At 40.9% G+C, this 20,890-nt stretch carries 21 protein-coding genes and 3 pseudogenes; 18 read left to right on the forward strand and 6 right to left on the reverse strand.

Translation table 11 applies throughout. The features are described 5' to 3' along the window. Nucleotides 1-184 precede the first annotated feature (184 nt). Nucleotides 185-2,782 (forward strand): phosphoenolpyruvate synthase, encoded by a 2,598-nt coding sequence (gene ppsA / locus ABDB98_RS09045; RefSeq protein ID WP_438422019.1) that lies wholly within the window; start codon nt 185-187, stop codon nt 2,780-2,782. A gap of 280 nt (nt 2,783-3,062) precedes the next feature. Here ppsA and ABDB98_RS09050 read toward each other — a convergent pair whose 3' ends face one another. Further along, entirely contained in the window at nt 3,063-3,179 is a 117-nt protein-coding gene (locus tag ABDB98_RS09050; RefSeq protein ID WP_438422021.1) for a YjcZ family sporulation protein, read from the reverse strand. Nucleotides 3,180-3,718: 539 nt separating this feature from the next. Between ABDB98_RS09050 and ABDB98_RS09055 the strand changes: the two genes are divergently transcribed. From ABDB98_RS09055 to ABDB98_RS09065, 3 genes and pseudogenes are all read left to right on the forward strand, one after another. Beyond that, a complete protein-coding gene (locus tag ABDB98_RS09055; protein WP_438422022.1) occupies nt 3,719-3,904 on the forward strand; it encodes a hypothetical protein in 186 nt (61 codons plus the stop codon). Nucleotides 3,905-4,255: 351 nt separating this feature from the next. After that, nucleotides 4,256-5,169 (forward strand): annotated as a pseudogene (locus ABDB98_RS09060) (helix-turn-helix transcriptional regulator). 64 nt (nt 5,170-5,233) lie between these two features. Next, complete coding sequence (locus ABDB98_RS09065) at nt 5,234-5,734, forward strand: DinB family protein (protein WP_438422024.1); 501 nt, start codon at nt 5,234-5,236, stop codon at nt 5,732-5,734. A 117-nt stretch (nt 5,735-5,851) separates the two neighbouring features. On the opposite strand, the gene adhP is transcribed toward ABDB98_RS09065, so the two are convergent. Further along, entirely contained in the window at nt 5,852-6,868 is a 1,017-nt protein-coding gene (adhP, locus tag ABDB98_RS09070) for an alcohol dehydrogenase AdhP (RefSeq protein WP_438422025.1), read from the reverse strand. Nucleotides 6,869-7,224: 356 nt separating this feature from the next. Here adhP and ABDB98_RS09075 point away from each other — a divergent pair, with 356 nt between their 5' ends. From ABDB98_RS09075 to ABDB98_RS09105, 7 genes are all read left to right on the forward strand, one after another. Beyond that, nucleotides 7,225-7,515: a YozQ family protein gene (locus tag ABDB98_RS09075; protein WP_060962702.1), complete on the forward strand. Its 291-nt coding sequence runs from the start codon at nt 7,225-7,227 to the stop codon at nt 7,513-7,515. Nucleotides 7,516-7,754: 239 nt separating this feature from the next. Continuing rightward, complete coding sequence (locus ABDB98_RS09080; RefSeq protein WP_438422027.1) at nt 7,755-8,174, forward strand: UPF0715 family protein; 420 nt, start codon at nt 7,755-7,757, stop codon at nt 8,172-8,174. Between the two features lie 48 nt (nt 8,175-8,222). Beyond that, nucleotides 8,223-8,978: a GNAT family N-acetyltransferase gene (locus tag ABDB98_RS09085; RefSeq protein ID WP_438422028.1), complete on the forward strand. Its 756-nt coding sequence runs from the start codon at nt 8,223-8,225 to the stop codon at nt 8,976-8,978. A gap of 146 nt (nt 8,979-9,124) precedes the next feature. Further along, a complete protein-coding gene (locus ABDB98_RS09090; protein ID WP_438422029.1) occupies nt 9,125-9,664 on the forward strand; it encodes a GNAT family N-acetyltransferase in 540 nt (179 codons plus the stop codon). 439 nt (nt 9,665-10,103) lie between these two features. Next, nucleotides 10,104-10,751, forward strand: a complete 648-nt coding sequence (locus ABDB98_RS09095; protein ID WP_438422030.1) for a DUF3885 domain-containing protein — start codon at nt 10,104-10,106, stop codon at nt 10,749-10,751. Nucleotides 10,752-10,921: 170 nt separating this feature from the next. Further along, nucleotides 10,922-11,989 carry an LLM class flavin-dependent oxidoreductase gene (locus ABDB98_RS09100; protein ID WP_060962697.1) on the forward strand — a complete coding sequence of 356 codons (1,068 nt, stop codon included), beginning with the start codon at nt 10,922-10,924 and terminating at the stop codon, nt 11,987-11,989. A gap of 209 nt (nt 11,990-12,198) precedes the next feature. Then, complete coding sequence (locus tag ABDB98_RS09105) at nt 12,199-12,819, forward strand: lytic polysaccharide monooxygenase auxiliary activity family 9 protein (protein WP_438422031.1); 621 nt, start codon at nt 12,199-12,201, stop codon at nt 12,817-12,819. A 161-nt stretch (nt 12,820-12,980) separates the two neighbouring features. On the opposite strand, the gene ABDB98_RS09110 is transcribed toward ABDB98_RS09105, so the two are convergent. Then, a complete protein-coding gene (locus ABDB98_RS09110; RefSeq protein WP_082761591.1) occupies nt 12,981-13,070 on the reverse strand; it encodes a YjcZ family sporulation protein in 90 nt (29 codons plus the stop codon). A 142-nt stretch (nt 13,071-13,212) separates the two neighbouring features. Here ABDB98_RS09110 and ABDB98_RS09115 point away from each other — a divergent pair. Continuing rightward, nucleotides 13,213-13,489: pseudogene (locus tag ABDB98_RS09115) on the forward strand (GNAT family N-acetyltransferase). A gap of 378 nt (nt 13,490-13,867) precedes the next feature. Here the strand turns inward: ABDB98_RS09115 and ABDB98_RS09120 are convergent. Both ABDB98_RS09120 and ABDB98_RS09125 read right to left on the reverse strand, forming a co-directional pair. Further along, nucleotides 13,868-14,020, reverse strand: coding sequence for a hypothetical protein (locus tag ABDB98_RS09120; RefSeq protein WP_438422181.1), 153 nt, complete (start codon nt 14,018-14,020; stop codon nt 13,868-13,870). A gap of 168 nt (nt 14,021-14,188) precedes the next feature. Continuing rightward, on the reverse strand, nt 14,189-16,606 hold the full coding sequence (locus ABDB98_RS09125; protein ID WP_438422032.1) for a peptidase G2 autoproteolytic cleavage domain-containing protein: 2,418 nt from the start codon (nt 16,604-16,606) through the stop codon (nt 14,189-14,191). Nucleotides 16,607-16,863: 257 nt separating this feature from the next. Here ABDB98_RS09125 and ABDB98_RS09130 point away from each other — a divergent pair. From ABDB98_RS09130 to ABDB98_RS09150, 5 genes and pseudogenes are all read left to right on the forward strand, one after another. Beyond that, nucleotides 16,864-17,065: pseudogene (locus ABDB98_RS09130) on the forward strand (TM2 domain-containing protein). 163 nt (nt 17,066-17,228) lie between these two features. After that, entirely contained in the window at nt 17,229-17,663 is a 435-nt protein-coding gene (locus tag ABDB98_RS09135) for a dUTP diphosphatase (protein WP_016935986.1), read from the forward strand. A gap of 211 nt (nt 17,664-17,874) precedes the next feature. Beyond that, nucleotides 17,875-18,699 (forward strand): poly-gamma-glutamate hydrolase family protein, encoded by an 825-nt coding sequence (locus tag ABDB98_RS09140; protein ID WP_438422033.1) that lies wholly within the window; start codon nt 17,875-17,877, stop codon nt 18,697-18,699. Nucleotides 18,700-18,805: 106 nt separating this feature from the next. Then, nucleotides 18,806-18,955, forward strand: coding sequence for a hypothetical protein (locus ABDB98_RS09145; RefSeq protein WP_167388673.1), 150 nt, complete (start codon nt 18,806-18,808; stop codon nt 18,953-18,955). Further along, entirely contained in the window at nt 18,942-19,772 is an 831-nt protein-coding gene (locus tag ABDB98_RS09150; protein WP_438422034.1) for a prohibitin family protein, read from the forward strand. Before ABDB98_RS09145 ends, ABDB98_RS09150 begins: the two co-directional genes overlap by 14 nt. 26 nt (nt 19,773-19,798) lie before the next feature. Here the strand turns inward: ABDB98_RS09150 and ABDB98_RS09155 are convergent, their stop codons facing one another. Next, nucleotides 19,799-20,248: a YndM family protein gene (locus ABDB98_RS09155; protein WP_438422035.1), complete on the reverse strand. Its 450-nt coding sequence runs from the start codon at nt 20,246-20,248 to the stop codon at nt 19,799-19,801. A 156-nt stretch (nt 20,249-20,404) separates the two neighbouring features. Here ABDB98_RS09155 and ABDB98_RS09160 point away from each other — a divergent pair, with 156 nt between their 5' ends. After that, a complete protein-coding gene (locus ABDB98_RS09160; RefSeq protein ID WP_438422036.1) occupies nt 20,405-20,833 on the forward strand; it encodes a hypothetical protein in 429 nt (142 codons plus the stop codon). The last annotated feature ends 57 nt before the right edge of the window (nt 20,834-20,890 follow it).

Here is a 20,890-nt window from a genome sequence, read left to right on the forward strand (position 1 = left end):
AGAAAATTAAAAAAGAACCCCGCCAATTTGGCCAGGTTCTTTTTATATTGCACAAAAACAGACACGGTGATATAATCAGATCACGCGTGCTCTCTATGTTAAAGGTCATAGTTATCCATCTTATATTATGATTATATCATGCTGGAAAGCTCTTGTCAATTTTTTTTTGAAGGGGAGATATAGAATGAGTTCTTTGGTTCTCGGTATCCACGAAATTGAAAAAATACAGCCTTTGCTCGTTGGAGGAAAAGGGTTGCATTTAGGGGAATTATCAAAAATTCAAGGAATACAAGTATCAGAAGGATTTTGTGTCACAACAGCAGGATATCAAAAAGCCATTGAACAAAATGAAGCGTTACAAGCGCTGTTTGATCAACTGACCATGCTGAAAGTGGAGAATCGGGATCAAATCGGTAAAATCAGCAGGGAAATTCGGCAAACCATTATGGAAGCAGAAATTCCTTCCGATGTAGTTAAATCAGTTGCTTGCTATCTCTCCCGGTATGGCGAAGAACATGCCTATGCCGTGCGTTCTAGTGCAACTGCTGAAGATTTACCGCACGCCTCTTTTGCCGGTCAGCAAGACACCTATTTAAATATTACCGGTGTCGATGCAATCTTGCAGCATATCAGTAAATGTTGGGCGTCCCTATTTACTGATCGCGCAGTCATTTACCGTATGCAAAATGGATTTGATCACAGCCAAGTTTATTTATCCGTTATCATCCAAAGGATGGTTTTCCCTCAGGCTTCGGGGATCTTATTTACCGCTGATCCGTTGACCGGAAATCGAAAGCTGCTATCCATTGATGCCGGTTTTGGACTTGGTGAAGCATTGGTCTCCGGCTTAGTATCCGCCGATTGTTATAAAGTACAGGACGGGCAAATCGTCGATAAGAGAATAGAAACTAAAAAAAAGGCTGTCTATGGACGAAAAGAAGGCGGAACGGAAACACAAGCGATTGATCTTGATCAGCAAAAGATTCAAACACTGACTGATGAACAAATTTTACAGCTGGCACGTATCGGGAGGCAGATCGAAGCTCATTTCGGCCAGCCGCAAGATATCGAATGGTGTTTGGACCGCGATACTTTTTATATTGTCCAGAGTCGTCCGATCACAACGTTATACCCCGTTCCTGAAGCGAACGATCAAGAAAATCACGTCTATATCTCTGTTGGTCATCAACAAATGATGACGGACCCCATAAAACCCCTTGGATTGTCTTTTTTTCTGATGACGACTTCTGCACCCATGCGTAAAGCCGGAGGAAGGCTATTTGTTGATGTCACACATCAGCTGGCATCCGCTAATGTCAGAGAAGTTTTCTTAAAAGGCATGGGGCAGCACGATCCGCTCTTAAAAGACGCACTTATGACCATAATAGAGCGGAGTGATTTCATTAAGCCGATACATGATAAAACGGCACCGATTCCCGGCAAAGGCAATACAGATATGCCGGATCAAACTGAAAACGATCCGGCAATTGTTTCTGATTTGATTAAGAGCAGTGAAACATCGATAGAAGAGTTAAAACAAAACATCCAGACGAAATCAGGATCTGATTTATTTCGTTTTATTTTGGAAGATATCCAGGAATTAAAGAAGATTTTATTTAACCCAAAAAGTTCGGTATTGATTCGAACTGCAATGGATGCTTCATCATGGATTAACGAAAAAATGAACGAGTGGTTAGGTGAAAAAAACGCAGTAGACACGCTTTCTCAATCTGTACCCCATAATATTACTTCAGAAATGGGGCTTGCGCTATTAGACGTCGCCGATGTGATCCGTCCTTATCCAGAAGTCATTGCTTATTTAGAGGATGTAAAAGATGATTCCTTTTTGGATGAGCTGGTGAAGTTTGAAGGCGGACAGGAAATCCATGACGCCATCTATGCTTTCCTCAACAAGTACGGAATGCGATGTGCCGGAGAAATTGATATGACAAGAACTCGATGGAGCGAAAAACCAACTGCACTTGTCCCTATGATTCTTAATAACCTCAAAAACTATGAGCCAAATGCCAGCCGTCGGAAGTTTGAGCAAGGGCGGCAGGAGGCGTTGAAGAAAGAACAAGAGTTATTAGATCGATTGAAGCAATTACCGGATGGTGAACAAAAAGCCAAAGAAACCGAACGAATGATCCGCATCATCCGGAACTTCAGCGGGTTCAGGGAATATCCAAAATACGGCATGGTCAGTCGCTATTTCGTTTATAAGCAGGCTTTACTGAAAGAAGCCGAACAACTCGCCGAAGCGGGTATTATTCAAGAAAAAGAAGACATATACTATCTTACTTTTGAAGAACTTCAAGAAGTCGTACGCACAAATATATTGGATTACCAAATCATCAGCACACGAAAAGACGAGTACAAAGTATATGAAAAACTATCTCCGCCGCGTGTTATCACGTCTGACGGCGAAATCGTTACAGGCGAGTACAAACGAGAAAATCTCCCGGCCGGAGCGATTGCAGGGCTGCCCGTTTCCTCGGGAGTCATAGAGGGGCGGGCACGTGTTATTTTAAACATGGAAGATGCCAATTTGGAAGAGGGGGATATATTAGTTACTTCGTTTACCGATCCCAGCTGGACACCATTGTTTGTATCCATAAAAGGCCTGGTCACTGAAGTTGGCGGACTGATGACCCATGGAGCGGTTATAGCGCGTGAATACGGTTTACCTGCAGTTGTTGGAGTTGAAAATGCAACCCAATTGATAAAAGATGGGCAACGAATCCGCGTACATGGAACAGAAGGCTGTATTGAAATATTATAATAGCGGGTGTGTGCAGCGGGACATCAAGTATTTCCCGCATTTGTACCAATGGTAATAACAAAGGTCGAACAATAAGAAAAGCCGGAACCTCTTAAATGAGGAGTCCGGCTTTTCTTATGTGAAATCCGCATTCTATAAAAAACCTTTAGAGTAAAAATGAAATATTTACTTTATGGTCTTCTTTCCAAAAGTGAAAACGCCATAAAAAGATCTTATGGCGTCTGTCCGAACTGTGAGATGCAATTTTCTTGGGAGACGAATATGGTTCGTCAATGTGCTATTAAAGGAAAGCAGCACCTACAATGATTAACAAAATGAAAAGCACAACGATCAAGACGAAAGTGCTTCCGCCTGAATAACCAGAAGTTCCGCCATAATTGCCACCGTAGTTTCTCATATTGCCACCTCCTCTTGTTAGGATAGTATATACTATGCCGAACGATAAATTTCGACATGGATTTTAGTCTAAAGGAGAAAAAATGAAGTTTTTGTCTAAATGAAGGACTGATGAATGAAATATCATTTTCGGTTCTCCTTAGGCTGCACACGCATGTTTAGTTGAGAGTAAGAACCTTTAGATATGCCGTTTTACTTCACGATGGAAGCGGAGTTAACCTCGCACGAAATGAATTAGATAATGAGAAATAATCAAGAAAGAATGATTCATCATTTCCCGGGCAAGCGCAGTATACGACAAATAACAGGTATTTTCCTTTTTGGTTAACATTTCGTTTTGGAAGAGAACGCATTAAAGTGAACGAAAAAGATTGGACACAGAGCAAGGTAATGCTGGTAGCCAATCATGATTAACCTGTGGGGCGGGCACAGATCAACCAGAACGAAGTAACTGCCCCGGTCATGAGTAAAGCTTTAGCCTGAAACTTTTATAAAGCAGTAACGTATTACTTTTATAAAAATAAATAAGGGGGCTTTTGAATGGGAATAAAAGATTTCTTTAATATAGAGTTAAAATGCTCCATCTGCGGGAAAACATTAAAATCTGGTGATGGGCTGACAGCTCATATTACCCTTCCGAGTGAGAAGATGATGCCTGTGGGGAGAATGGACAGAGTGTTAAGTAAATTCGCTGATAAGGTTTACTGTAAAAAGTGTAGTGAGTAGATCGTCAGTGTCATGAGGAAACTCGCCAGAGTTTCCTCATGATATATGTCGGTCAATTCAAATTAGAAAAAAGCGAAATTGTAATGACTAAAGTAGACAAAGAACCCAAGGATACCAAAGAGATCATTTTTCGTTTACTTTGCTTTTTGGAAGGTTTGCTTAGTTCGTGGATCACTGCACCCCATAAAAGCATGGATGCTAGAATGATAAGACTCATATATAACAGTGCTCCTTTGCTTGTTTTAAAAAATTTTACCATCTATAAGGCGGAAATGTCGATGAAATGAACAAAACAAGATCTTAACAACGATTACCGCTGATCTTAATCAATGATGGGAAAGGAATTGAGAGTTGAAATTAGAACGTTTATTATCAATCATATTCAAGCTCTTACATAATGAAATTTTATCTGCTTCCAGTTTAGCTGATGAATTTCAAGTATCATCGCGGACAATTTATAGAGATATCGAAGCGATTTGTGCTGCTGGAATACCGATCGTTTCATATCAAGGTGCTAACGGCGGTTTCGGGATGATGAAAGGATACAAATTTGATAAAAGTTAATCGGATCTCACGATGTATTAAATCTAATCACTGTATTAAGCAGTTTATCGAGTCTTTTTGAAGATAAGGAAGTAGAACATACGATAGATAGATTAAAACCTCTGGATACAAGCGGCAACAACAGGACGTTGTATGTTGAGTTGGAAAGCCTTAGAACAGAACCGAATTCCTTAAGGCAGCTGCGAAAAGCTATACATGAAAAACAGGTGGTACGCTTTGATTATGTCAGCAATAAAAATGAATTTACCTCACGTGAAGCAGAACCAATCCATCTCCATTATAAGTTCCGTAATTGGTATGTATATGGTTATTGCAGAGAACGTCAAGATGTCAGAGAATTTAAAGTGTCACGTATGATGAATATAACGCTGACTCAAGAAGAGTTTATGCACAGTCACAAAGTGAAAGATGATTCATCTTATTCAGACTCCAATGCGGAAGGGTTTGAGGATGTTGTCATTTGGGTTGATCCCAATTCTCTGGCAAAAGCTTTAGATCAATTTCAGAACGCGTCTAAAGTCATGAACAGTGATGGAAGTATGACGTTTACCATTTCTGTTTATCAGCCTCTGCATGCCGGATGGCTTATATCAATTCTCTTAAGTTTTGGCAGCGGAGCTAAAATAATAAAACCGATGCAGCTGCAATCAAAATTAATCGCTGAAGCCAAAAAAATAATGAAAGTTTATCAAGATGTATGACGATCTGCTGTCATATATCTTTTTTTATAATCATAAGTATCAACTTTAAAGGAGAAGATGTTAAATGAACCATGCAAAAAATATGTATCAGTACCATGTTTGGGCGAATAAAGCGTTATTAGAAAGAATAAAGGAATTACCAAGTAACGTTCTTTATGAAGAAGTTCGCAGTTCATATCCTACAATTGCTCAAACGTTCAGTCACATCTGCGCGGCGGATGCTATGTGGCTGCAAGTACTTAAAGGAATAGACATGCAGGAAGCAGTGGAAGGTTCTGCCGCTTATGCAGAAAGGACTCATTTATATTCAGCAGATGAATTTGCGGCGTCCTATGATGAACTGGCTTCACAGTTTGAAGAATGGATGAATTACCAAACAGATTTAGAACAAAAAATGAACATAAATAATCCTTGGTTAGGTTCTAGAGAAACGGCTTACTCAGAAATTTTATTCCATGTTGCCAATCATGGCACTTATCATCGAGGCAGCATAACAACTATGTTAAGACAGCAGGGTTACGCTTCAGCAATGAATGACCTTGTATTATATTGGTATCAGGGTTAGTTCAGTAATTGTAAAATGAATAATCGCCGATTGGTCAGAACTAAAATGACAAAGGCCAGGGCGCTGCGCAAGAATAGAGATCAAAGGCTGCCGTATCATTCCCGGCAGCCTTAATGATTAGGAAGTAAAATCGATAACCATACGGCCGGTCACTTTCCCTTGCTCCATTTCTTCAAATATATCATTCACGTCTTCGATCGGGCGTTTTGTCACTTTAGGTACAACTTTACCGTCTGCAGCAAATTGAAAAGCTTCCCTCAGGTCTTCTCTGGTTCCTACTAATGAACCTACTACTTGAATACCATCTAACACAAGACGGGGAATATCTAATTCCATCTTGTCGACCGGTAAACCGACAGCCACTACACGCGCACCGGCTTTTACAACATCAATCGCTTGATTGAAAGGGATTTTTGAGACAGCAGTAATGACCGCGGCATCCAGACCTAAATTGCCGGTCACTTCTTTAGCCACCTTGACGGGGTCTTCGTTTAAACTGTTTACAACCGCGTCAGCGCCTAAGCTCTTAGCAAAGTTTAATTTTTCATCGCTAATGTCGAAAGCAATTACTTTAGCGTTAAAGACATTTTTTGCATATTGAACAGCCAAGTTGCCCAAACCGCCGACTCCAAATACACCGATCCACTGACCAGGTTTAATTTCACTGACTTTTACTGCTTTATAAGTTGTGACACCTGCGCAGGTAATGCTGCTTGCGGCTGCCGGATCTAAATGTTCAGGCACTTTCACTGCATAATCAACCGCCACGATTGCTTCTTCAGCCATTGCGCCATCAACTGTATAGCCGGCATTTTTCACATCTCGGCACAAGGTTTCACGGCCTGTTAAGCAATATTCACAGCGGCCGCAGCTTTCAAACATCCATGCAATGGAGACGCGGTCTCCTTTTTTCAGGTTTGTTACGCCTTCACCAATCTCGGTTACAATGCCTACTCCTTCATGACCTAAAGTGACGCCTGTCACATCCCCGAAATCAGCATTTTTAACATGCAAGTCAGTATGACATACACCGCAGTATTCCATCTTAACTTTGGCTTCACCGTGTCGCAAAGGACGCAATTCTTTTTGTACGATCGCTATATTTTTGTCCTTGGTTGCTACTACTGCTTTCACAAAATACACCCCTTTTGAATGTTTGCAGAAAATTGGTACTTATCTTACAATTTATCACAATACCCTTCTTTTGAAAACCCTTACATTCGGAGAAAAACAGATAACTCCCCATCTCAGAAGGAGGGGATTTTATTTTTTATGAAGTGCGATTATTGGGTGTGATGGGCTAATTGATAAGGAGAATTTATAGGCAAAGGTTATCCTTGAAAGCCTTAATTCAAAGCGATTTTCTAAAGCTTCTTTTTAGAAAATCCACCGAATAGCGTATGAATATGATTCCCATAGACACAATAAGAACAGTTGAAAACACTTAGTTACACCCGTCAAACAAAATTGATCAAGATGGAGTGAATAACATGGCTGAACAACATGGCGCAGACAGACCGGACGATTACAAAAGATTTTCTTCTTTGGACAAGGACTATGATTCTCAGCAGCAATCTTTAGCCGGCGATACTAAAACAAACGAGGCAGACACGGAAACACAAACTCATCATAAAGAAACTGAAACAACAAATACGGCAGGGAAATATTTTGACACATCAGATTATGAGGGAAATACGCAACTGGAAAAAGGATTGGCTGAAACACATGAACAGGTCAGCGATGACTATTTTGAAGGAACGATTGATCAAAATTTGGATTAGTCATGTAACGGAACTTTCTTGCAGAAGTCAGTTCCGTTATATTGATACTTACCGGCCTTTGGATTTGAACACGATGAACCGGGTGAAGATCATAGTCAAGGTATCTCCTTGACCTTTTTTATGGGCAAAAAAAGATTTCAAAAAATATAGATCTTTTAAAGTGATCAATATATACTGATTTAAATAACAGGAAGAAAATGAAAAATTAGAGAACTGAATTTTAAAAGGCGGGTGCAATAATGGAAGGGGCGGCGCGGAGCAGCTTAAAATGTTATGCTTTCACATTGGCTTTTTCAAGTTTATCATTTGGTCTGGTTTTTGGATTGTATATGTTTGTATACTCGGGCTTTGTGCCATTCGCATTAGTCACTGTGGTTATCATTGCTTTTTACGCTTTCGTCACTTACTTTTTATTTGCTGTTCCTGTGCAATTTTGGTTAAGAAAGAAGCCGAAAAAGTGTAGTTTGATTCATCTTTTCATTTATACAGCAGTCGCTTTTTTAGCTGTGTTCTTGTTCTGGTGCATGGGGAGTCAGTCCATTAATGTTAGAGTTTTCGAGAATTTCATTTATTACATGATGAGCATTACTGCTGCGTTAATCTATTGGTTTTGGGACTCTATATTTCTGAGAAAGCAGTTTTTTATAGAAAAATCATGAGCTTAACAATGTCGGGTTAAACGCTGATCTTGGAATGGGGAGATCATAATGGAATACATTGAATTGAATAAGGACAATATTGATGACAATCATATTTGCTGCGCACTAGGTGCGAAACAATATGAGAAGGCCGTAGCGGAAAAGAAAAGCTGGCTTAAAGATCGAATGGCTGATGGTTTGGTGTTCTATCGATTAAACGAGCGGGCAAAAGTTTTTATTGAATATTTACCTGCAGAAAAAGCGTGGGTTCCGATAAGCGCTCCTAATTTTATGTATATTAATTGTCTTTGGGTCTCGGGGAGATATAAGAACAGCGGACATGCGAAACACTTGTTAGATAAATGTGCGGAAGATGCCAAATCCCGCGGTATGGATGGAATTGTTCATATAGTTGGTAAGAAAAAACTTCCCTATTTAAGTGATAAGCATTTCTTCGAGCATATGGGATTTACTTTGCAAGATGAAGCAAAACCCTATTTTCAGTTAATGTCATTGACCTGGAATGAACATGCGGCTCCTCCTGTATTTAAAAAACAGGTTAAACGTTATTTCGTTAATGATGAGGGGACAATATTTTATACAGCTCAATGTCCATTCGCAGTCGGAGTGTTAGGGGATTTGAAGGAACTGACTGAAAAGAAAGGGCTTCATTTTCAGGCTCATCGATTATCCTCCAAAGATAAGGCACAAACATCACCGGCCATCTGGACAACTTTCAGCGCCAGCGTATTTTATAATGGAAAATTTCTCACTCATGAAATTATGAGCGTGAATAAGTTTGAAAAGTTACTCAATAAGCTTTAATGAGGATCATTTAAAAAAACGTCAGCATTAAACATTATTGATTCGGACAAAAAAGATAACATATATAGTAAAAATAGATTGAGATCGTTCTTTAACAAACGGGCGAGGCCTGTTGAAGAATCATTTCAAAAATAGGAGACTAACAAATGCAAAAAATTGAAACCCCTCGCTTAGTTTTAAGAAATTTTACCGAGGAAGATTCGCACGGCCTTTTGGAATATTCGGCACATCCGAGAGTGAACTGCTTTCTTGATGACAAAATTTCTACGATAGAAGAAGCCGTCTTAAACGTTCAAAAAAGAAGCAGAGATGATTCTTATATTGCTGTTTGTTTAAAAGACAGTAATGATCTGATCGGAGAACTATTTTATTTAAAAGAAGAGCCTGATACATATTCCGTTTGTTGGAATTTCAATGCTCGATTTGAAGGGATGGGATACGCCAGTGAAAGTGCAAAGGCTTTCTTTGAGTATCTCTTTATGCAAAAAGACGCAAGAAGGCTTTATGCATACGTTGAAGATGATAACGGCAAGTCACAAAAATTATGTGAAAGATTAGGTATGCGTAAAGAAGGTTATTTTCTTGAATTTATTTCATTTACAAAATATGAGGATGAAACACCTAAATATGAAAACACTTTCCAATACGCACTGCTAAAGAAAGAATGGTTAAAACAAAAAAGTTAACGGAAAAAACCTTGCCGGGGGCAGGTTTTTTTGCGTTTAAGTTAAATCCTTCAATAAAATTACCGATATTACCAATGGATTACGGAATTGAAAAAAATGCTAGTTTAGTAACGATCAAATGAGATTCAGCTTGGCAAAGCAATGAAAATCATTTACCGTAACGTTGTAAAATTCGAGGAGAGGGTGAATGTGATGGAAAGCCTAAATAACTCTTACCATATCACGAAAGATCCAAAGTTTTTAGCGTTTTGCAGTTTGAATGGAAGGATTTGCAGTGAGGTGAGCTTGTGAAAAAAGGATCAGGATGAATGTGACCAGCATCCACCCTGATTAATGGGGTTCACAGTGTTCTATTTCATTGTATTCCAATCGGAATAATATTACAAGGCGAAAAAATAAAAAGTGGGTCGATCATTAACAGAAAGTGAGAATGTTTTGAATGAAAATAAAGGATTATCTGAAGGAAAGGTTTCCGGCTTTAAAATTAATGCCGAGCATTTATCATCAATGGGACGTTGGAATTCACTTTTCTCTTGGCCGTAATATATATCCATTTAATGAAAACGGTGAGCTGAATCTTGAGTATTTTCAGTGTGTCCATCATCAAATGACCGAAATTTTTAATGAGCTGTTTGAACAAAACGATGACTTATTCCTTGTTGCAAACATATATAAGCACAAAGCTCAAGGTAATGACGCCAGAAAATTAAAAATTTATCAGCCGTTTCTGAAGTGCAAGGATGATTTATATCGGATTCAGGTGGAGACCTGTCCGTATCCGTTCGAAGAAGATGATGCAGAAGAATACGAGATGCAGCAGTTTTCTTTGTTATGTAAACGGAAGGATTTGCGTATTACCCCATTACTTAAGGCAGCTGCTCACGAAGATTTTCCTCTGAAGCCAAGATTTGGGGGTTACACCGTTGATTATCCCGATGTTTTCTTTGTGAATATTGCAAAAGACATTATTTTCTTTGTATATGATGACAGAGGGTGTGAAGTTATCGCCCTTGATGCCGGAAGTATAGGTGCGCTTTATGACCAATATTACGATTGGATTGAAAGTGAACGCATGCATTCGAATTAGCTTTTTCGAGGTGTGTTCTTGCCTGCGCGGTTTCGCATTTGGCAGGAGGAATGTAATGGAACTTCTGGATGCTAAGATGCTGTATTTATTTGGATGAATTCCATTTTGTAAAACGGCTGAATAGAATAACAGCATAAAAGTTTTTTTACACAGTGCAGGAGGAGAGAAACGTGAGGGCTGAACATCATGATGGTATGGAAATTGGAATTTATTCATTTGCAGAATTATACCCCGATCCTCTGACAGGGAAAACAGTCAGCGCAAAGCAGCGGGTAGAGGAATTGATAAAGCTGGCGAAATTGGCTGACGACGCAGGGCTTGATGTATTCGGCGTAGGCGAGCATCATCGTCTTGATTATGCAGTGTCGTCGCCGCCGGTCATCTTATCAGCGATTTCACAGCTCACCGAAAACATTAAGCTTACGAGTGCCACGACTGTATTATCCACCGCAGATCCCGTCCGTTTATTTGAGGATTTTGCAACGCTTGATCTGATATCAAACGGAAGGGCGGAGATCATAGCGGGACGCGGTGCATTTTTAGACTCGTTTCCTCTTTTCGGTTATGATGTGGGTTATTATAAAGAACTGTTTGAAGAACACGTTGAGCTTTTTTTGAAATTAAATTCGGGGGAAGAATCGGTCACCTGGAAAGGACGTTACCGGCCGCCGCTGAATGACGCAGAAATTTCCCCTCAGCCTTTTCACGGAAGCATTCCGCTGTGGTTAGGTGTTTCAGGAACTCCGGAAAGTGCGGAGCGGGCCGGAAGAGCAGGTGCCGGTCTGGCATTAGCTGTATTGAGCGGTGATCCGAAATCATCTAAACCACTTGTTGACAAATACCGAGAAGCAGCTTCTAAAGCCGGTCATCCGCCGGAACATGTGAAAGTTGCCGTAACCGGGCATACGTTCATTTCAAAAACGAATGAACAGGCAATACAAGAATTTTACCCGTATCATTCTAATTATTGGTCTCATGTTCATTCATACCACGGGATTCATGAACCTTTAACGAGGGAAGATTTTGAGCGGGCGTCCGGTAAAGAAACAGCCTTATTTGTCGGAAGCTCACAGCAGATCATTGAAAAAATCATGCGCCAATATGAGCTCTTTGGCCATCAGCGGTTTCTCGCGCAAATCGATATAGGCGGTATGCCGTTTAAAAAAGCTGCGGAAAACATCGAACGATTAGCATCAGAAGTAGCACCGGTGATCCGAAGAGAAACCGGCAAAGATTAAATGGAGTCAGGCGGAGCGGGCCGGTTTTTGAACATCGCGGACTCGACATCAGAAACGGTCCGGCTTTTTTTATGATTATAAAAAACAAAGGGAAGAGCGCGAACCTCATTGCTTTTTCCTATCAAGAAAAGGAAGGTCATTTCATCCTCCATCGTGAAGTGTATATACTGAAAGGTTTTTATTTACAAAAGAGGGAGGATGATGTAGAGATGAAGGGTTTAGTCAAAGCTGCAGTTTTAACTGTTACTCTCGGTATTGGAGGCGCTTTCTATTCAAGTGATGCATCTGCACACGGGTATATAAAAGATCCCGTCAGCAGAGCGTACATGGGAGCATTAGAGAAACAAACAATGGGCTGGACGGCGGCTGCTCAGAAATATGGCTCCGTCATTGATAATCCTCAGTCTGTTGAAGGGCCGAAAGGATTTCCGGCTGCAGGTCCGCCGGATGGAAGAATTGCATCTGCAAACGGAGGATCGGGACAAATTGATTTCGGTCTGGACAAGCAGACTGCAGATTATTGGGTAAAACAGAATATACGCGGCGGCTTTAATTCTTTTACTTGGCACTACACTGCACCCCATGCGACATCAAAGTGGCACTATTATATCACCAAGAAAAATTGGAATCCGAATAAACCTTTGTCGAGGGATGAATTCGAATTAATCGGAACGGTAAACCACGATGGCTCCAAGGCAGATACGAATCTGACTCATAGGATTTTTGTGCCGACTGATCGAAGCGGTTATCATATCATTTTAGGGGTATGGGATGTCGCGGATACTTCCAATGCCTTCTATAACGTTATTGACGTGAACCTTACACAGTAATCTATGAAATCCATTGGTCGGCTGCATTCATGCATCGCCGATCTTTTTCGTTTGAAAGAGTTAGTTAAATGAGGAAACAGCAAAGCGCCATAATGAATTCATTATGGCGCCTTACGATCATAGAGGTAATGCTGACATGGATGCGGAGGTAAGGAGGACTCTTAATAACCGCCGAGGAAAGAAGCACCGACGATGACTAATAAAATGAATAGCACCACGATTAACGCAAAGGAGCTACCATAATCGCCCATATGATCTCACCTCCCTTAAGAGGATTAATACATATTATGCTGAATGTAAAAGTTTGATAGGGATGCTAGTTTATTTTTGAAAAAAAGTTCGTCTGCATATATTTTCTTCTCACATTTCCATCTTCTAAAGGGGGAATCATAAATGCTTCCTGTAATAGAAACGGACAGACTTATTCTTAGAGAAGTTGAAAAGAAAGATGCAAAGCAAATATTTTCTTGTTTTTCAGGATGCAATCGTAACACGCTATTATGGTTTGGAACCTTTTGATTCAATGGAACAGGTAGGCGCTGTTGTTTTCATTGAGAATGCAGCGTTTCAATCAGAAGGAATTTTGAGAGGGTATATGTATCAAAACGGACAGCCCCATGATACACGTGTATATTCTATACTGAATGAGGACGTTGATGAGACGCTATAAAGCAATCTTTCAGCTGCGTCTCCTGCAGAAGGAGTTTGATTGTAAGAAACGATTCCAATAATCACTAACAAGATAATCAACACAAATATGCTCCACAGAGTTATTTTTAAACATTTTGACATGACATACCCTCACTTTGAAAGACTTTACCGGATCGGTGATCGAAGACCATTTCAAGTATATTCCATATAAAAGAGAAAAATGAGCAGTATCTCGGTGCAAAAATAAAAAAACTTGCGGTGCGCTGCCGCAAGTTTTTTCGCATTAAGGTCTGTGGCATTCAATATGCTGATTATTACGATCAAAATCTTATTTAGAAATACAAATTAACAAAAACACCCGGAGTTCACCGGGTGTAAAAAGCTTTAATATATCATGTCAGCAATGTTTTTTGCATTTTCTTTTATAGACAACGATGTAATCATAATCAAGATGCTTTTTGTCTTGTTTCTTTTTCTTTTTTTGTTTAGGCTGCTTTTCTTCCTTTTCACCGTGATCATAATGTCCGTCCATATCCATATCCATATCCATACTCATCTTCCTCCTTTTTCATCTGACGGTAGTATTCTATGACAGAAGGAACAGATGGCTTGGACAAATGAAACGATATGCTGTAAAAGAGGCGTCTCATCTGCTATAAAAAAACAGGATCATACCCGTACGATAGATAGGAGAGGAAATGATCCTGATATGAAAACACTATTTGATAACCGCTATTGCAATGCCGTACCCTTTTTCCGGACTGTATAAGGCCGTCAGTTTCAATACCTTCCAGCCTTCCGCGGCTTTTGTACCGATTCCGTTATGGGCCGTGATATAATCTCCCGGGTTTACCGTACTGTCTACCCGTACGTAGTGCCGGCCGCTGAGTCCGACAATATGCCATTCGTCTCTGGCGGCGCGCGCTTCATAGTCAGCTTCAAGAGCCGGACTGCAGTCTGGGTTTTGTTTCGGCACGCGTATCGTTTCTCCTGTTTCTTCGTCAGTCACATTTTCATATATGAAACCGCCGAACTCGTTTGTCAAAAAACGGCTTTGCCATCCGAAGCTTGCGGCTCCTGATATAAAAGCGGCTGTTTCTGAAATGACGCCGAGCATATAATCACCAACGTGAGCCGGCTCGATTTTTTCTCCCCTCACTGTGACGACCGTCCCGGCGGGAATCGTCTGGCCGTTTACACTTTCAAAATATTCTCCGTACCCTGACAGGGAAGAGGTGACGGCTCCGGCGAAAGTTCCGTGGCCGCCCGCTGAGTCCAGTTTCCACTTAATGGACTGATGTCCTCCGGCAACGGTGTACGGTTCTTCCAATGTAATGCTTTCTGATGACAGAATGGTTCTGGAGACTTTGCTGCCCGTAACATGGACATTGTTTGAAGCAGCGATAAATGCCCTTGAACCTTCAGAACTTGAACCTCCGGAAGAGCTGATGATCGCATTTCTGTCACCCCTTGCCGTAATATCGCCTGTGCCCGCAATAACGGCGCTTGTCGGGTTAAATGCAAAACCAGAGCTTGTCGCAAGCTGTGCGCCGCCTTTTAAATTGACGGGGATCTGCTCGTAAGTCTGTCCTTTTATAGAAGCGGCAGCGCTGTAGCCTTCCGCCTGCACGCCGAGAATGACAGCCTGGCTGTTAGGGGACGTAATGCCGACAGCACCGCCATCTCCGATCATCGTTCCATTCATAATATTTACGTTATATTGCCCTCCGCCAATTGAGATGCCTTTGGGGGAAGACTTGTAAATATCAAAATTTGAAATTTTAACATAATCGGTTTTATTTGATCCGCCGGATATATTGATGTCAACACCGGCTTGTGTAAACCCGCGTATTTTAACGCCGCTGATCGTAATATTTTGACTGCGGTATTGAAGGGCTACGACAGGATTCCCGCCATAATCATATGAAGGATCGCCAATAGCTGTGAATCCGTTTACATTTACGTTTTTATAGGCAGAGATAACGAGCGCCCTTGGAGTCACGCTGTCATAGAGAGCGTTGAAGACCGGTTCAATCGCAGTGCAGTCGGTTAAAGTAACATCATAAGCCGTCGTGCTTTCGGGGTCTGAGGCCTGATGGTGTCCGATATGACGAATATCAAACGAACGTACATCACGATACGAAACATGGCCGATAATATGAACATTTTGGGAAGCCGGCCACAGGCTGTGCGCCTTTACTTCAATTCCGCGGATATTTCCGCTCGTATAGTTATTCAAAAGCCATACATGTTTAGAGCCGTCATCAATTTCAATGCCATTCGAATTTGCGCTGCCCTCGGCATGCTCTGTGCCGCGCGGGTTCCCTGAATGACAGTTGGAAATGAAAATATATTCGCTGTAATGGGTGGTAATGCCGTCGTCTCCGGCGCCGTACGCCACACAGTTATCTATCCATATATAACGGCAGCCGTCTTTCGTCCATTCTGTTTCAGGCAAATGATCATAAGCCGGGGATGTGATATCGATACCATGCAGACCTGCGTTAACCGCTTCAACATTCTTGATCCAGCCGTATTGCACATTGGCAAACGTTAAACAGCTGGAAAATTGTCCCCCGGGGTTTCGGACTCCGCATTGACGATCCGGATTCCAGTCTAGAGTCATGCCCTGGACAAAAATATTACGGTTTCCATTTTCGTAGTTATCATTGGTAATAACCCATTCATATGCGGGAGTGTCCTCATGGAGTTTAATCACGGTAATCCCTTGTCCCTCACCGGAGATGGTAGTCCACGACGGAAGTTTTATCCCTTGAACCAAAAATTCTCCTGCGGGAACATTTACTTTGACGCGGCCGTTCCCGATCGCTCTCCGAAAGGCTTCCGTATTGTCCCGGCCGTCAGGGACCGCTCCGTAATCCTCCACATTTACTTCCCGGGTGATTTTATTCATAAGCATTTCGTATTCTGTATCAAGCCGTTCTTTTAAAAGTGAGGTGACCATTCCTTCCGCCGTCACCCGGGCATCTGCGATCTCAAGATTATCATCTGTTGCGGAATGCTTAATAAAATTCTGCATCCTTGCTTTGAGATGTTCCAATTCAGAGGAATGCGAAGGGTGAGACTGCAATGCGGCGTTTAAAGACGGATCAGGAAAGTTTTTAAATTGAACCATTCTAAAGACACCTCTTTCTTTTGATATAAGCGCTTGACGCAGAGGAGAACAAAAAAGCCGCGCGCCTTATGCGCTTATTCATCAAATTCTTTGTTGAGAACGAAATCCCTTTTAAAATCAGATTGAATTTCAAAAAAACGCCAATATTTCAGGTGAAAGATCAAAACGAAGAAAGTTTTTGAAAACGAGTATAAAATTCACCTTTATAAGAGTGTGTATTATAAGCGGAGCTGTCCTGTGAAAACGATAGAAAAAGATTGTTGGGAGGACGTTATGATAAGGCTGCAATATTAGCATTTTTTCTAGGCGGTTCCGGCATTCATATGTTTTATTAAGGAAGAATCGGACAAGGGATTCTCTATCTTTTGTTTTGCTGGACTTCAATTTCCTCATATTTATCTCTGCGGAAGTGAAGAAGTATTTGATCAAAAGTATAATGATTATTACGACCAACAGTAATTAAAAGCCAGAGTGGGATATCCCGCTTATCGGTTTCTTCTCAATTCAGCATTTTCTTTTCTTCGCATTAAATCCTTTCCTCAGCTGCTCAGTTAAAATGGTATAATGGTGCACGGATTGGTCATTAATACGACTAAAATAGGAATCAAAAGGAGCGGCGAACATGACTTTACAAATTAAAATTAAATATTCAGATGATACACAAACGAGAATCAGTAAAATTGAACAGGGCGATTGGATCGATCTGCGGGCTGCAGAGGATATAACAATCAAAAAAGGTGAATTCAAACTTATCCCGCTCGGAGTTGCGATGGAGCTGCCGGAAGGATATGAGGCCCATGTCGTTCCGCGTTCAAGTACATATAAGCATTTCGGTATTATTCAGACAAATTCAATGGGTGTCATCGATGAATCTTATAAAGGTGACAATGATTTCTGGTTTTTCCCGGCATACGCACTTCGGGATACCGATATTTCCAAGGGAGAGCGGATCTGCCAATTCAGAATCATGAAGAAAATGCCTCAAGTGGAATTGATCGAAGTGGACAAGCTCGGAAACAATGACCGCGGCGGTCTGGGATCAACAGGCACAAAGTAAAACGATTAAAGACTGCTGTTAAGCAGTCTTTTTGTGATTTCGAAGCGCCAGCCGCGCTGGCATATTGATGATTGATTTCCCGATATTCCTTCTTAAGCATTCTGTCTTTCTAGAAGATGCTCTGATGTTTTTATTCTTTAAGATGAACGGAGGTCTTGTCCAACGTATATAATATTGTGACAAAAGTGTAAACAAAAGAAAGGATGATGTTATGAAAAAAAGGGTTAGAAGAGAAGACCGTAAAGCTGCTGGCAAAGAGGCAGAGCAGAAGAAACCGTCCAAAGTCACCCTGTTCTGCCGTTCGCTTCAAAGGCTGAAGCATTTGTATTGTAACATAAACATACAATTGCCATCAATAACCAAAAAAGGAATTTTAGTTTCGATTTTATCGTTTTTGCTTCTGCCGTTTTTACGGGCTGATGCCGCTTCAGATACTTACGGCAGTTTCGAGGAATTAAAACTGCATGAGGCCCCCTCCGTTTTTTCTATTTCATCGAAAGAACATGACCCTTCTGTTCTCATATTAGCTATACACGGCGGAGGCATAGAGCCGGGGACCAGTGAGTTGGCCAGAAAAATTGCCGAAAACCGGAGCCTGTATTTATTTGAAGGGTTAAAATCAGCCGGCAATGCTGAGCTGCATTTGACCAGTTCGCATTTCGACGAACCTAAAGCCGTTCAAATGGTGAAAGAGCACTCTAATGTCATTTCATTACACGGTTACGGCAGCGACGATAAAAAGATAAAAATCGGCGGTACAGACAGAGAACGGGCCGAACTTTTGACAGATGTGCTGAAACGGAACGGGTATCCTGCCGTTCTTCTTGGCATAAATGATAAATACGCAGGTGTCAGTCCGAACAATCTTGCCAATCACTCTTCATCCGGATTAAGTATTCAAATCGAAATGAGCACCGGTTTTAGAAAATCACTGTTTGATACTTTTACGCTTAAAAGCAGAGCGTCCACACAAAACGATACTTTTCTCCAATTCACAAAAACGATTTCTGATTTTATCAATGACAATTATAAATAAGCACGCCGCTTTTTGCCGGCGGAGCTTTTTCTTTTGAAATTTATGAAACTTTAAGTTCTTAAGATCGTATACATAACTGACAGGATGAAAGAAAAGAGGTGGGCAAATGAAAGTGATGATCGGGTCTATCATTCTTCTTGTCATCATCGGATTCGGTTTATGGCTGATGCTTAGTCCAATCTTTAAACAAGTGGGAAGCGGGGCCAAAAAATTTAAAAAGTCATGGGAGGAAAAAGATCAGCATGAGCGAAAATAAGCGCGGAAACACAAAAAAAATTCTCGGCGGTGTGATTATAGGTGCAGCCCTTTTAATTGCGGGCGTTACGGCCTCATTATTTATTGAAAAAATACCGAATGGTTATGTCGGAGTCGTATACTCACCGAACGGCGGGGTAAAATCCGAAACTTTGGATCAAGGCTGGCACTTAGTCGGTTTGTTTAATAAAGTAACGGAATATCCGGTGCGTATGCAGACCGTAAATAATGAAAATATAAAAGTGGCAACCTCAGACGGTAAAAATATTGAAATGGATATCGCTTACAACTATGTTGTTCAGCCTGATAAAGTAGTCGATCTGTTTAACAAATTCGGGGCGGTAGACGTTGAAACGATTGAAAATACATATTTAAAAACAAGGCTGTGGGACGCGGCGCGAAAATCAATCAGCAAATACTCGGTTATTGACACATACGGGCAAAAATCTGCAGAAGCCGCTGCCGATGTTCAAAAAAGGTTTGCTGAGGATATGAAGAACCTTGGATTTTTAATCGATGATCTGACGCTTGGCGTACCGAAGCCGGATAAAGCCACACAGGAAGCTATTGATGCAAGAGTGAAGTCTTCACAGGAGCTTGAACGGACGCAGACTGAAATTAAAATAGCTGAAGCAGAAGCGAAAAAGAAAAAAATTGAAGCGGAAGGGATCGCTGATTATAACCAAATCATAAAAAAATCAATGTCTGATGAAATGATCAAATATAAATGGATTGAAAAATGGGACGGAAAAACACCGAAAGCGACAGGCACAGACTCATTGCTGCAGCTGCCGCTTGACGATCAGAAGCAAAAATAAAAAGAAAGGAGGCGGATGCCTCCTTTTTATGTTTTTTCCTGAGGGTCTTTTTCCGCTACCAATTCTTCAGACGCCTCGGTTTGATAGCTCCATAGCGTGCTATCTGTCTCTGTTGTGTCCTGATAATCTTCGGGAAGCACATATTGCTGCAAATATCGGTGAAAAAATGCCTCAAAAACAGAAATGCAAAGTGCAGAGATAACCGATGCCGCGGCAGGAGAGACATTAAACCCGCCAATGTTCATTAGAAATATCCATAATATAATGAATGAAATTCCGAAATCAGCTGCAACGGCTGTAAAATTGCTTGTTCTCGGCAGAATCATGCAATCACCCAAAAAGTAAGTGATCAAACTTAAGATCAAGGTAATAAACAGAACGTTTAAAAAAGTTACTTGGTACATTAGATCCAGAACAATGTACAGCAAAGCAAGTGTGAGCGCCGTTTTAGAAGCGAAAGCAATTACATGTTTCATTTGAACCACCTTCGTTATTTCGTTTAGTCTTCATTGTAGGCAATCAGCAAATTTTTAAACTGGTATATAGTGGTTATAAAGTGTGCGTTTTAATAAAATGTAAATAGACATCACCATATTCACAAGTTAAAATATGTAAAAAAAGGGGGTGCAAAATTGAAAAAATGGTGGATATGTATTGCTGTTTTTTTATTATGTTTTTGCGGAGTACACTCAGCTGAAGCGGCTACCACTGGATTCGGATCAAAAACAAGCTTCATTATGGAGGGAGATGTAAAAGAGTTTTTTATTGAAAATCCGGGGGCTGTATCAGCTGATGATTACCTATTAGGATACAAGTTCACCATTGTAAACAATTCTTCATGCAATTTAAACGTGAAACTCCAACGGATGGCACTGAACGGAAACTTTTATACATTAAGTTCTAAAAGCTACAGCGGCAGCTGGTTAAACCTAAGTGCCCAGGACAAAAAATCAATTGATCCGCATCATAAATACAGGATTCTGATTGAAAGCTCTTCAAACGACTGTGAACCTGTCCATATTAAAGGGTTATACGGCGTGGAATATTATCATTTTGATTGAAAATAGATACCCGCAAAGGCAGCGGGTTTTTTTACATCTCGTCAAAACTTATTGTAC

The sequence above is a fragment of the Bacillus siamensis genome (genome assembly GCF_051628075.1).
Classification (GTDB): Bacteria; Bacillota; Bacilli; order Bacillales; family Bacillaceae; genus Bacillus; species Bacillus siamensis.